12 protein-coding genes are annotated in these 12319 nt (G+C 64.1%); 9 read left to right on the top strand and 3 right to left on the bottom strand.

What is annotated here, in order from left to right; genetic code table 11:
* Positions 1 to 316: hypothetical protein (locus WBG82_RS03505; protein WP_424421434.1), on the top strand; the 316-nt coding region annotated here is incomplete at its 5' end.
* A gap of 6 nt (positions 317 to 322) precedes the next feature.
* On the opposite strand, the gene WBG82_RS03500 is transcribed toward WBG82_RS03505, so the two are convergent.
* On the bottom strand, positions 323 to 1666 hold the full coding sequence (locus WBG82_RS03500) for an MmgE/PrpD family protein (protein ID WP_424421431.1): 1344 nt from the start codon (positions 1664 to 1666) through the stop codon (positions 323 to 325).
* A gap of 228 nt (positions 1667 to 1894) precedes the next feature.
* Here WBG82_RS03500 and WBG82_RS03495 point away from each other — a divergent pair, with 228 nt between their 5' ends.
* From WBG82_RS03495 to WBG82_RS03460, 8 genes are all read left to right on the top strand, one after another.
* A complete protein-coding gene (locus WBG82_RS03495) occupies positions 1895 to 2962 on the top strand; it encodes a septal ring lytic transglycosylase RlpA family protein (RefSeq protein WP_424421429.1) in 1068 nt (355 codons plus the stop codon).
* 57 nt (positions 2963 to 3019) lie between these two features.
* Positions 3020 to 4174, top strand: coding sequence for a D-alanyl-D-alanine carboxypeptidase family protein (locus WBG82_RS03490; protein ID WP_424421427.1), 1155 nt, complete (start codon positions 3020 to 3022; stop codon positions 4172 to 4174).
* Between the two features lie 5 nt (positions 4175 to 4179).
* Positions 4180 to 4836, top strand: coding sequence for a dTMP kinase (gene tmk, locus WBG82_RS03485; protein WP_424421425.1), 657 nt, complete (start codon positions 4180 to 4182; stop codon positions 4834 to 4836).
* A gap of 119 nt (positions 4837 to 4955) precedes the next feature.
* A complete protein-coding gene (locus WBG82_RS03480) occupies positions 4956 to 6254 on the top strand; it encodes a M23 family metallopeptidase (protein WP_424421423.1) in 1299 nt (432 codons plus the stop codon).
* A gap of 58 nt (positions 6255 to 6312) precedes the next feature.
* On the top strand, positions 6313 to 7425 hold the full coding sequence (locus tag WBG82_RS03475; protein WP_424421420.1) for a DNA polymerase III subunit delta': 1113 nt from the start codon (positions 6313 to 6315) through the stop codon (positions 7423 to 7425).
* A gap of 110 nt (positions 7426 to 7535) precedes the next feature.
* Positions 7536 to 9095: a methionine--tRNA ligase gene (metG, locus tag WBG82_RS03470; protein ID WP_424421417.1), complete on the top strand. Its 1560-nt coding sequence runs from the start codon at positions 7536 to 7538 to the stop codon at positions 9093 to 9095.
* Between the two features lie 9 nt (positions 9096 to 9104).
* A complete protein-coding gene (locus WBG82_RS03465) occupies positions 9105 to 9899 on the top strand; it encodes a TatD family hydrolase (protein ID WP_424421444.1) in 795 nt (264 codons plus the stop codon).
* Positions 9896 to 10705, top strand: a complete 810-nt coding sequence (locus WBG82_RS03460) for an MBL fold metallo-hydrolase (protein ID WP_424421415.1) — start codon at positions 9896 to 9898, stop codon at positions 10703 to 10705. The genes WBG82_RS03465 and WBG82_RS03460 overlap by 4 nt, the downstream gene beginning before the upstream one ends.
* Before the next feature lie 159 nt (positions 10706 to 10864).
* Here WBG82_RS03460 and WBG82_RS03455 read toward each other — a convergent pair whose 3' ends face one another.
* Both WBG82_RS03455 and WBG82_RS03450 read right to left on the bottom strand, forming a co-directional pair.
* Complete coding sequence (locus WBG82_RS03455; protein WP_424421412.1) at positions 10865 to 11461, bottom strand: DUF6448 family protein; 597 nt, start codon at positions 11459 to 11461, stop codon at positions 10865 to 10867.
* Positions 11462 to 11863: 402 nt separating this feature from the next.
* Positions 11864 to 12199 (bottom strand): carboxymuconolactone decarboxylase family protein, encoded by a 336-nt coding sequence (locus WBG82_RS03450; RefSeq protein ID WP_424421409.1) that lies wholly within the window; start codon positions 12197 to 12199, stop codon positions 11864 to 11866.
* Positions 12200 to 12319 lie beyond the last annotated feature (120 nt).

The following is a 12319-nucleotide window of genomic DNA, read 5'->3' as shown; positions in this document are numbered from 1 at the left end:
TCCGTTGAGCCTGCTTGGCGTTCTTTGCCTCTACATGGTGTTCCTGTTCATGCAGGAACGCCGCGAGAGCAGGGCGCTGCTGGCGGCCGAAGCCGCAGCGGCGGCAGCGGCGCCGGCCGAGCCGGGCTTTGCGGCTGCGCCTTCCGCTCCTGCCGCGCCCGCGGCTCCCGTCATGGCGGTGAAGGAAACGCCCGCCAGGCGCAAGCCGCGTCTCCTCTGGCGCACGGCGTGGATCTGGCTTCCCTTCATGGCCGGATTTGCGGGGCAGGCCTATCTCGACATCATCAAGCCGCTGGTCGAGAAGGCCGGGGTCTGATCGCGATCAGGCGAGATCAAGGCCGGGGAGCGCGCCGCCGGACGGAAGCTCCATGATCCCGTCAATGATGCGGCCGGGCTCGCGGACGCCGCCATGAGCGAGGAGCATCTGCGCCTTGGCGATCATCGCCTCGCGCGACAGAGGCGCTTCCGGATCGCCCTTGGCGTTCTCGCGCCGCGCGGAAAGCTCGCTGCCATCGCTTAGCCGGACGCGCACTTCCGCGCCCCAGGCTTTCGGGTAGGCCGCGCGATAGGGATCGCGGGCATGGATCGCGACCTTGAGCGCGAGGGCGGCGCATGTCTCGCGCGCGGCGGGGCCGAACGCCTCGAAGTCGACAATGGACAGGCTCAGCGCGGCGGCCACCGCATGCTGGAGCGAGAACTTCGCCTCATAGTCGCTCGTGGCGACGGGACGGTCGCAGACATCGAGCGCGGCCTGATAGGTGTCGACCTCGACCGCGGCGATTTCTCGGCCGGCAATGGCGCTGCGCAGTTCCTCGGCCGCGTCGATGGCCGGATGGGTGTGGCGGCAGGACGGCCATGGCTTGATCGAGGTTCGCACGAGCTGCCAGGGCGCGTCCGGCGCGCGCAGGACCGCAGCGGGATCGGCATCGGGGCAGGCCGCGCGAAAGAAGCCCTTTTCGCCCTCGAGGATGCGGGCGGGCCCAGTGAAGCCGAACGAGGCGAGAAGCGCGGCCTTGAGGCCCGCTTCGGCGGCGTGCCCCGCATGGAGGTGCTTCGTCATCGCGCCGGTCTCGAGAAACTGCCAGAGCCCCGCCGACTGGCTGCCCGCATTGCCAAGCGCGTGAACGGCCGCCTCGTCCGAAAGGCCGAGAAGCGCGGCTCCCGCCATCGCCGAGCCATAAGGCCCGCAGGTCGCCGTGTTATGCCAAATCCGGTAATGCGCGGGCCCGACCGCCATGCCGACGCGCGTCGTCGCCTCGAAGCCCTGAAGCACCGCCTCCAGAAGCGCGCGGCCATCCGCACGCCGCCGCTCTGCGAGCGCCCAGGCCGCAGGGACGACCACGCAGCCCGGATGAACGACGGACTCCCGGTGGAGGTCGTCTGTTTCCAGAATGTGGCAGAGGCCGCCCATCAGGAAGGCGAGCTGTTCGGGATCGGGTTCGACATTCGAGCGCGACTTGTCCTGCCACCAGGCGAGCAGCACCTTGCCGGGGGCCGAATTCCGCCCGGCGAGAATGTTGGCGACAGCATCGAGGGTGAAGAGGGCGGCGCTCTCGAGATCCGAGGATGCGACCGGCTTCCCGCGAATGAGGCTGACCAGCCCTTCCGTCAGGGACATTCCTTGTTCCGCGATGCTGGCGGAGGCCGCCTCTGCGTTGCTCGTCATCTTGTCTCCGGTCGGCGCTGAAGAGTTATGGTCCCCAATCGTTAACTTGGGCGCGGCGCAAAGGAAAGCCCGGGCGCGTTGGCGCCAAATTCGCCCGGTCTGCTTGCCGCCAAAAGAAGGGCTGACTATAAGCTTCCCTTATGTTCGTGCGCGTGAGTCGGGGGACGGAAGGAGATCCGCCGTGCCTCTTCCGGGTCGACATGTTCGCGCGGAACAAGGGGTATCCGAATGACCGGTTCAGTATCCGAAATGGCTTGCCGCGCGGAAATCGCACGGGGCCGAACGCCGTTTGCATGGGCCGCTATCCTGTTTCTGCCGTTGGCGCTCGCGGCCTGCACGACGAGCAAGCAGCCTCCGGTCGTCGGGCAGGGCGGCAGCTACAAGGTGGGCAAGCCCTACCAGATCAACGGCATCTGGTATTATCCGCATGAGGATGAAAATTACGACGCCACGGGCATCGGCTCCTGGTATGGCCCGCAGTTTCACGGCAAGTCGACCGCGAATGGCGAGGTCTTCGATCAGGAGGCGCTGACGGCCGCGCATCCGACGCTGCCCATGCCGGTGCTCGTGCGCGTGACCAATCTCGAGAACGGCCGCTCGCTCGTCGTGCGCGTCAACGATCGCGGGCCTTTCGTGAACGGCCGCGAAATCGACCTGTCGCGCAAGGCGGCGGAGCTTCTGGGCTACGACCGCAAGGGAACGGCCAAGGTGCGTGTGCAGTATGTCGGGCGCGCGCCCTTGCCCGGCATTCCCGGAACGAATGTCACCGAAGTCGCATCGAGCCAGGACAGCTTCATTGCGCCGAAGCCCGTCACCGATGAGAGCGAACGGAAGGTCGCGATGGCCTCCAAAGCGGGCGCCGTTACCGCGACCGAACTTGCCGCGCCCACCGGCGTGAAGTCGGCGCCGGTTTCCGCATCGCCCCTCCCGTCCTCGCCGGTTGCGACGGGTACGCCCTCGAGCAAGGCAACGATGCGGCCGATCGGCGAGGACACGCAGGTCGCAAGCAGCAATCCGGCGCCGCTGCCGGAAACGGTTCAGCATGTGGCGGTGCCCGCCGGAACGAACATCTTCATTCAGGCCGGCGCCTTCCGCAGCTTCGCCAATGCGGAAGCCGTGCATCAGCGTCTGCTCGCCGAGGGCGTTCGCAATGTGCAGGTGACACCGACCATGGTCGATGGCAACAGATATTACCGCGTGCGCGTCGGGCCACTCGCCGACGTGCCTTCCGCCGACGCCTCCTTGCAGGACGTGATCGGCAAGGGCCATGCCGGGGCGCGGATCATTGTCGAGTGAGAGGGCGGCCGGAGCCGCCAGCGAGTATTCTTGAGACCGGAAGAGGGAGCGTCACCCATGACGAGATTGAAGCCCATCCTCACACTTGTCGCCGCGGCCTTTGCCGTTGCGATGCTCGTGTCGCGGCCAGCCATGGCCTTCGACACGACCGCGCAATATGCGGTGCTGATGGATGGCGCGACGGGCGACGTGCTCTGGGACAAGGATGGCGACACGCGCATGCATCCGGCAAGCATGAGCAAGCTCATGACGCTGTCGATGCTGTTCGACGCGCTGAAGGCGGGAACGGTGAAGCTCACCGACGAATTCCCGGTCAGCGAGCACGCCTGGCGCGCGGGCGGCGCGGCCTCGGGCTCATCGACCATGTTCGCGCAGCTCGGCTCGCGCATTCCGGTGGAGACGCTCATTCAGGGCATCATCGTCCAGTCCGGCAACGATGCCTGCATCGCGGTCGCCGAAGCGCTCAAGGGCTCGGAGCCCGAATTCGCGAATGCGATGACGGAGCGGGCGAAGGAAATCGGTCTGACGAATTCGACCTTCGCCAATTCGACCGGATGGCCTGATCCCGACCAGATGATGACGGCGCATGATCTGGCCCGGCTGGCGCGGCACATCATCTACGACTTCCCGGAGTACTATCACTACTTCAGTGAGAAAGAGTTCACCTGGAACGGCATCACGCAGCACAACCGCAATCCGGCGCTCTTTCTCGACCCGACCGTGGACGGACTGAAGACCGGCCACACATCCGCCTCGGGCTACGGCCTCGTCGTTTCCGCCAAGCGGGGCGACCGGCGCCTCATCCTCGTGATCAACGGACTGACGAGCGAGAAGGCGCGCGCCGAGGAAGGCGTTCGTATCCTCGACTGGGGTTTCCGCGCCTTCAAGCAGTACAAGCTCTTCGCCGCGGGCGCCGTGATCGAGAACGCGCCTGTCTGGCAGGGCAATTACGGCCAGGTGCCGCTCGTTTCCGCCAACGACGTCAACCTCATCATGACGCCGGACCAGCGCAAGGCCATGAAGGTCTCGGTGAACTATTCCGCCCCCATCCCGGCGCCGATCGCGGCCGGCCAGCGCGTCGGCACGCTGCGCGTCGAGGTGCCGGACAAGCCGATGCAGGAAATCCCTCTGCTCGCGGGCGCCAATGTGGACCGGCTCGGAATGTTCGGCCGCGCGGCACATGCGCTGCGCCACATGATCTTCGGAAGCTGATCCCATTGGGCCGGCAACGGTTCATCACGCTCGAGGGCGGCGAGGGGGCTGGCAAGTCGACCCAGATCCGCGCGCTCGCCGTCCGACTGGCCGAACGGGGCCACGAGGTCGTCATCACACGCGAACCGGGCGGCGCTGCGGGGGCTGAGGCAATTCGGCAACTCCTGGTGACGGGGGAGCCGGGCCGCTGGACGCCGCTTTCCGAGGCGCTGCTCCATTTCGCCGCCCGCGAAGACCACCTTGCCCGGACGATCAGACCGGCGCTCGCGCGGGGGGCATGGGTCGTTTCCGACCGCTTCGTCGATTCCACATTGGCCTATCAGGGCGTGGCGCAGGGGCTCGGCGGGGAGGTCGTCCGCTCACTCTCGCGCATGGTGATCGGCGAGGATATGCCGGCCTTGACGCTCATTCTCGACCTGCCGCCGGAAATCGGCCTTGCGCGCGCCAAGGGCCGCGCCCCTGTGGATAAGTCGTCCACGGAGGAGGTCGCGGAAGATCGCTATGAGCGAATGGACATGCGCTTTCACGAGACATTACGGAACGCATTTCTCGCCATCGCCGAGGCCGAGCCCGAGCGCTGCGCCGTCATAGACGCGACACGGAGCGAGGCCGAGGTGGCGCAGCAAATATGGCACAGTGTGACTTCAAGGTTATCGCCCTAGCCATTGATCCAACATGGTAAATTCCTGTTTGACCGCGACGGAAACCTTCGCCTATAGAAGCACATTCGTCGCGGGCCGGGGACACTGAGGCTCGCCGCCATCGCAGGGGAAGTCCGCGCATGACAGAGCGAGAGAAGAAGCGCGATCTGTTGCCCGTCATCGGCGCGGTTCTTTGCTCCTCCGCATTCTTCCTGGCGAGCGCTCCGCTGGCGCATGCGAATACCCTCGGTACGCTGAGCATTCCTGCCGGGGACGTCTCTTCCGATACGGAAGGCGATGTGAGCGCGGCCATTCTCAATTCATCCGCAAGCCGCCTCGGCGTCGTCGCCAACCGGACGGTGACGCTCGCGCGTGGCGATACACTGTCGAAGGTGCTGCTCCGCGAAGGCATCTCGAAGGATCAGCGCGAGGGGGCGCTGAGGGCGCTTGGCGACTTCATCGATGTCGAAAAGCTGGCTGCGGGATCGCGGATCGAATTTTCGGTGCGCGGCACGGACCCGGCGAGACGCCAGCTCGTCGCGCTGCATGTCCAGACCGGCGCGGCGAAGGACCTGACGGTCGTCGCTGGCAATGACGGCAAGTTCCATCCGCTGGGCGACAGGCAGGCGGCCGCGAAGGATTGGGCCGTTGGCGTCACGACGCGAAACGGCCATGTGACGCATGATTTCAGGAAGGACCTGATTGCGGCAAAGATCCCGGCAAGCGTGGCCGACGATGTGATCGCGGCCTTCAGCTACGATCCGGACGCCCCGGCCATGCCTTCCAGGGGCGCGAAATTCACGGTCGTCTATGAGACAACATCGCCGGGCGCCGCGTCTTCCGCCACGCATGTGATGCGCTATGCGCAGCTCTCCGTCTACGGCCAGGAGCATCGCGTCTATCGCTATGAAACCGGCACGGGCGCGGTCGCTTTCGTGGAAGAAAGCGGGCGGGGCTACATGCCGCTTGAGCTCGGCTCGCCGGTGCGCAACGCCCGGATGACCTCCCCCTGGGGCTGGCGCATTCATCCCGTTCTCAAGGTGCGGAAGTTCCACAAGGGCGTCGATTACGCGGCGCCGAAGGGCACGCCGGTCTATGCGGCGGAAGACGGCGCGATCGAGGATCTCGGCTGGCGCGGCAATTACGGGCGCTATGTCCGCGTCCGGCACAATGACCGGGTGGAAACGGCCTATGCCCATCTGTCGAAATTCGCGACCGGCCTGCGTCCCGGCTCCAGAGTGAAAAAGGGCCAGGTGATCGCCTATATCGGCGCATCGGGCCTCGCCACGGGCAACCACCTTTATTACGAGGTGCTGGTGGACAAGAAGCAGGTCGATCCGCTGCAGAACGTCATGGTTCAGGTGAACCTCGATGGCGGCTCGCTCGCGCGCTTCAAGACCTATGTCGCCCAGTTGAGCCAGGCGGCGGACCAGCCCTGAGCGCCTGCTTCCGCCCGCGCCCGGTGACTGACCGGCTCGGCCCGTGCTACCAAAGAGCATGAGCGATTTTCCCGAAAGCGACCGGCTCGACACCTTTCCGCATCCGCGCGAGACAGCGCGGATCATCGGCCAGGAGGAGGCCGAGCGCTCGGTTTTCGATGCCTTCATGAGCGGGCGGATGCATCACGCCTGGCTGCTGACCGGCCCCAAGGGGATCGGCAAGGCGACTCTCGCCTACAGGATCGCGCGCTTCGTTCAAGCCTACGGAACCCCCGACCTCGCGCGGGCCGCTGGCGCGCGCGATCTGTCGGTGCCAGAGAACTCGCCCGTCTTCCGCCAGGTCGCGGCGCTGAGCCACCCGAACCTTCTCGTGATACGCCGCCCCTATGACGAGAAGGCCAAGCGGCTGAAGACCGTCATCACCGTCGAGGAGGTGCGCCGAACGGCGGGCTTTTTCGGCATGAGCGCGGGCGCGGATGGCTGGCGCGTCGCCATCGTCGATGCGGCCGACGACATGAACGTGAACGCGGAGAACGCGCTTCTCAAGATTCTGGAGGAGCCCCCGGCGCGCGGCCTCTTCATCCTCATCAGCCATCAGCCGGGACGGCTGCTGCCGACCATCCGCTCGCGCTGCCGCACGCTCGCGATGAGGCCACTCGCTGATGCGGACATTGCCGGCGTTCTGGCCGCCAATGACGTGAAGGCGAATGAGGAGGAGCGGGCGGCCATCGCCAGGCTAGCCGAGGGGAGCGCGGGCAGGGCGCTTTCCATTGCCGAGGGTGGCGGCCTCGATCTCTACAAGGAGCTTGTGGCTCTTCTGAAGCCCCTGCCGAGGCTTGATGTGAAGGGCCTTCACGCCTTTGCCGACAAGGTGGGCAGGCGCGGCGCGGATGACGCTTACGAAACCTTCACCGACCTTCTCGGCGACTGGCTGCAGCGTCTGGTCCGCTGCGGCGCGGGCGTGGGCGCCGGGCCCGATCTCGTCGCCGGAGAGGGCGCCGCCATGGCGCGGCTCGCGGCCGGCGCCGGCCTTGATAGATGGGTCGAGGTGTGGGAAAAGATCAGCCAGACGGTCGCCCGGGCGGAAACGCTCAACACGGATCGCAAGCTCGTGATCCTGAACGTTTTTTCGATGCTTGAAAGCGTCGCCGGCGAACGGACCGGAGCATGATCTGCACCGTATTCTGGAATTCTCGCATTTTTGGCGGCAACCGGATTTCACATCCTCGGAAGCTGCCGGGCGCCTGACCGGCGCTCATCTCGACAGGTTTGCGAAACGTCATGACGGCGCCAAAGGCCTTCTACATCACCACGGCCATCTCCTATCCGAACGGGCCGCCCCATATCGGGCACGCCTATGAGCTGATCACGACGGACGTCATCGCGCGCTACAAGCGCCTCGACGGCTATGACGTGCGCTTCCTCACGGGCGTCGACGATCACGGCCAGAAGATGGTGCAGACGGCGCGCGCGAAGGGCATCACGGCCCGCGAACTCGCCGACGAGATGGCGCCGAAATTCAAGGCCATGGCCGAGCGGCTCAATGCGTCGAATGACGACTTCATCCGCACGATCGAAGATCGCCAGACGCTGGCCTGCCAGTACATCTGGACGAAGATGGCGGAGAGCGGCGACGTCTATCGCGGCTCCTATTCGGGCTGGTATTCGGTTCGCGACGAAGCCTTCTATGGCGAGGACGAACTCACAACGGGCGAGGGCGGACAGAAGCTCGCGCCCACGGGCACGCCCGTCGAATGGATGGAGGAAGAGACTTACTTCTTCCGCTTGTCGGCCTATCAGGACAGACTTCTCGAGCTTTACGATAAGAATCCCGACTTCATCCAGCCGGCCTCGCGGCGCAACGAGGTGGTCGCCTTCGTCAAGCGCGGCCTCAAGGACCTTTCGATTTCGCGCGCGCGCTCGAAGCTCGATTGGGGCATCGAAGTGCCCGGCGATCCCGATCATGTGATGTATGTGTGGGTCGACGCGCTGACGAACTACATCACCGGCCTAGGTTATCCGGATACGGACAACAAGCTCTTCAAGCGCTACTGGCCGGCGGATGTGCACATCATCGGCAAGGACATCGTGCGCTTTCACGCGGTGATCTGGCCTGCGATGCTGCTGTCGGCGGGCGTCGCGCTGCCGAGGCGCGTTTTCGGCCACGGGTTCCTCTATAACCGCGGCGAGAAGATGTCGAAGTCGGTTGGCAATGTGATCGACCCGTTCACGCTCACCGACGCTTATGGCGTCGATCAGATCCGCTATTTCTTCTGCCGCGAGGTGCCTTACGGCCAGGACGGAAGCTACAGCCACGAGACGGTCGTGAACCGCGTCAATGCGGATCTCGCCAACGATCTCGGCAATCTCGCGCAGCGCTCGCTCTCCATGATCGCGAAGAATTGCGACGGCAAGGTGCCCGCGCGGGGCGCGCTGAGCGACGAGGACATGGCGCTGCTGAACGCGGCGGTCGGATTGCTCGCAACGACGCGCGAGCAGATGGAGCGGCTCGAAATTCACGCCTATCTCGCTTCCGTGTTCGAGGTGGTGAGCGCGGCGAACCGGTATTTTGCCTCGCAGGAGCCCTGGGCGCTGCGCAAGACTGATCCCGCGCGCATGGCGACCGTTCTCTATGTGACCATAGAGACGGTGCGGCACGCCGCGCTGCTGCTGCAGCCCGTCATGCCCGCTTCGACGGCGCGGCTTCTCGATCTTCTGTCAGTGCCGGAAGACCATCGGCAATTCGAGCATATCGAGGCGCATCCCCTGAAAGCCGGAGTTCCGCTGCCCGCGCCGCTGGGAGTTTTCCCGCGCCTGGTGGACGAACCGTCAGAAGGCTGACGAATGGCCATTCTTGTCGATAGCCATTGCCATCTCGACTTCCCGGATTTTTCCTCGGAAGTCGATCAGGTGGTCGAGCGCGCCGAGCAGGCCGGCGTGCGGCTCATGGTAACGATTTCGACCAAAGTGTCGGAATTCGACCGGATACGCGCGATTGCCGAGAGATTTGCCAATGTCTATTGCTCGGTCGGCATTCATCCGCATGAGGCAGCAAGCGAGCCCGAGGTCGATACGGCACGGCTTGTCGAGCTTGCCAGGCACCCAAAGGTGGTCGGCATCGGCGAGACGGGCCTCGACTATTTCTACGAGCATGCACCGCGCGAGGCGCAGATCAGGTCGTTCCGTGCCCATATCGCGGCGGCGCGAGAGACGAAGCTGCCGCTCATCGTGCATACGCGCGATGCCGACGACGATACGGCGCGAATTCTCGGCGAGGAAACGGGGAAGGGTGCTTTTCCCGGCCTTCTCCATTGCTTCACATCGAGCGCCCGGCTCGCCGAACATGCGCTTTCCCTCGGCTTCTATATCTCGCTGTCGGGCATCGTGACCTTCAAGAGCGCGGCCGAGCTTCAGCAAACGGCGCGTGGCATTCCGCTCGACCGGCTTCTGGTCGAAACGGATTCGCCTTATCTCGCGCCGATCCCGAAGCGCGGCAAGCGCAACGAGCCGTCTTTCGTCGTGCATACCGCCGCCAAGGTCGCGGAGCTGAAGGAGGTCGACGTCGAGACGCTCGGGCGCACAACGAGCGAGAATTTCCTCAGGCTCTTTTCACGCGTTCCACGCGAGGCGGTGTTCGGCTCATGAAAATGCGCGCCACCATTCTCGGCTGCGGCTCGTCCGGCGGTGTCCCGCGCATCGGCGGACACTGGGGCGCCTGCGACCCGAAGGAGCCGAAGAACCGGCGCCGCCGTTGCTCGCTGCTGATCGAGCAATGGGACAAGGACCCGCATCAGAGAACGACCGTGCTCATCGACACGTCGCCGGACATGCGCGAGCAGCTCATCGACGCGCGCGTGCAATGGATCGACGGCGTTCTCTTCACGCATGACCACGCCGACCAGTGCCACGGCATCGACGATCTGCGCATGGTGGCGCATAACGGGCATCGCCGTGTCGATGTCTGGATGGATGCGGCGACGGCCCGGACGCTCACATCGCGCTTTCGCTACTGCTTCGAGCAGGAAGAAGGCTCCGGCTATCCGGCGATCCTCAACGCGCATCGCATCGAGGACATGGGCACTCCCATCCGTGTCGAAGGCGCTGGCGGCACCATCGAGGCGATCCCGTTCGACCAGGATCACGGCCAGGTGCGTTCCCTGGGCTTCCGCTTCGGGCCGCTTGCATACTCAAGCGATGTCGTCGGCATTCCCGACGAGAGCTTCGCCATTCTCGATGGCATCGAGAGCTGGATCGTCGATGCCTTGCGGTATGCGCCGCATCCGACACATGCGCATGTCGATATGGCGCTCGAATGGCTGGCGCGCTCGACGGCGTCCCAGGGCGTGCTCACGAACCTCCACATCGATCTCGACTACCGCAAGCTCATGTCGGAGCTGCCGGATCATGTCGTGCCGGCATATGACGGAATGGTTCTGGAATTCGATCTCTGAAGACGAAAATGTCGGAATTCCGCCGTTTTTCCTCGTCCGAGCTGATAAAATAATTGCCATAATATATATTATCGGATAAATGTTATGGCCGGATTCCGGCCGCCGCCGCTCGTTGTCGGTTCGCATGGAAAATGAATCTGCACGATCAATATCATCGCCCTAATCGACATGGTGCTCGGAACCCTTTCCTTGTATCGCCTGGTGCACCGTCTCGGCGAAGGTGATCAATCCAAGCTCAGCGCTAATGCGCTCACGCGCGGACGGAACTTCAGCAGCGGTCCTGGGCTCCTGCGGGGCTTTCTGAAGCTCCCGTACATGCGCTAGCCGTTCACTCAATGCGTGTTCGATCTGCTCGGCGAGTACGGCCTTGAGCTTGGTCAGATCACCACTTTCTACCGCGTGTTCCGCAGCCGGAATAACGGGGCCATAGTCGCCGCCGGCGGCCTTCAACCCTGTATAGGCCGCACCTTCGCCGGCGCGGTGCAGCCGTATGACCGTTTCCATGAAGGCTTGGTCTGCGAGTGCCCTCGCCTCGCCGCCCAGACCACGCACCTTGCGCGATTTGTCGAAAGCCGCGCGGATTTCCGTCTCGGCCGTTGCCGGCGCGTAAGCCAGCACCGGATTGACATTTCCATTCTCCAGAGCCTTCTGCGCTGCCTTCGCGACGGGCCCGTCTACAGCGTCGCAATGAGCTTGTGCGCTCGTGGCACCGAACAACAATCCGGCAGCAACGATAGCAATGAGCATCTTGTTCATGACCTTCTCCTGAGCCGGGGCGTCGGTTTCTCCATGCTTTGTTTTGTAGAATATCATTCAGCTTGGACGGTACTTTGATGGGGATCAAACAAGCACCTGATCGGGCCCACCGCCAAATGTCTGATAGTCCAGAAGTTGCTCATGGCCTGTCTTCTTTCGCGCTGAGCGACCTCTTCATCTCTTGGCTCTAGCTGGAAGGCTGTGCGCGTAGAGCTACCCGGATCTCGGCCCGTCGGCGCGGCCTATGCGCGCTTCTTCCGCTGCACTGTCGAATACCCGGACAACCGCTGTTACGATTTTTAGAAGTCTATCCCCAACGCTGGCCTCGGCGTCGAGGAAGTCCGAACTGGCTGACGGAATCGTCGCGATAAATGACGAGACTGCAACTCATCGCCACCGCGTTTAAGAGGAGCCTCCGTCGAGCTCTGCCAGCGCGATTGTGGAATGGGCCACCGCTCCACCCGCGCGCATCTCGGCGGCGACCCAGATGGCCTCCATGATTTCCTGAGGTGTCGCGCCTTCTCTGGTCGCACCTTTGGTGTGGCCTTGAATGCAGTATGGGCACTGCGTCACATGGGCAACCGCGACAGCGATCAATTGCTTCGTCTTTCGAGACAACGCACCGTCCTTGAACACGGCCTGGCTGAACGCGCGAAAGGCCGCTTCGGCTTCCGGTGCCAGTTCATGACGCTTGTCTGAGAGTGCCTTCGTCGCCTTGGGATATAGGGATTCGCTCATGATCGTAGCGCCTCCTTTTAGCGCGGGAACAAAAGAAATGGATGTGCTGGATTAGATCCTCCGCAAGCCTCTGATTGCCCGGAGATACAATGCTGATCGGGGTGAACATCAGGGCCAACA

The sequence above is a fragment of the Parvibaculum sp. genome, assembly GCF_049671045.1.
Classification (GTDB): domain Bacteria; phylum Pseudomonadota; class Alphaproteobacteria; order Parvibaculales; family Parvibaculaceae; genus Parvibaculum.
This window is presented reverse-complemented; position numbering and strand designations above follow the sequence as displayed.

Excerpts from the sequence above, each read along its gene's own strand:
- WBG82_RS03480 (WP_424421423.1), top strand. The coding sequence starts at position 4,956 with ATGACAGAGCGAGAGAAGAAGCGCGATCTGTTGCCCGTCATCGGCGCG.
- WBG82_RS03455 (WP_424421412.1), bottom strand. The coding sequence starts at position 11,461 with ATGAACAAGATGCTCATTGCTATCGTTGCTGCCGGATTGTTGTTCGGT.
- WBG82_RS03475 (WP_424421420.1), top strand. The coding sequence starts at position 6,313 with ATGAGCGATTTTCCCGAAAGCGACCGGCTCGACACCTTTCCGCATCCG.
- WBG82_RS03460 (WP_424421415.1), top strand. The coding sequence starts at position 9,896 with ATGAAAATGCGCGCCACCATTCTCGGCTGCGGCTCGTCCGGCGGTGTC.
- WBG82_RS03450 (WP_424421409.1), bottom strand. The coding sequence starts at position 12,199 with ATGAGCGAATCCCTATATCCCAAGGCGACGAAGGCACTCTCAGACAAG.
- metG (WP_424421417.1), top strand. The coding sequence starts at position 7,536 with ATGACGGCGCCAAAGGCCTTCTACATCACCACGGCCATCTCCTATCCG.
- WBG82_RS03495 (WP_424421429.1), top strand. The coding sequence starts at position 1,895 with ATGACCGGTTCAGTATCCGAAATGGCTTGCCGCGCGGAAATCGCACGG.
- WBG82_RS03490 (WP_424421427.1), top strand. The coding sequence starts at position 3,020 with ATGACGAGATTGAAGCCCATCCTCACACTTGTCGCCGCGGCCTTTGCC.
- WBG82_RS03500 (WP_424421431.1), bottom strand. The coding sequence starts at position 1,666 with ATGACGAGCAACGCAGAGGCGGCCTCCGCCAGCATCGCGGAACAAGGA.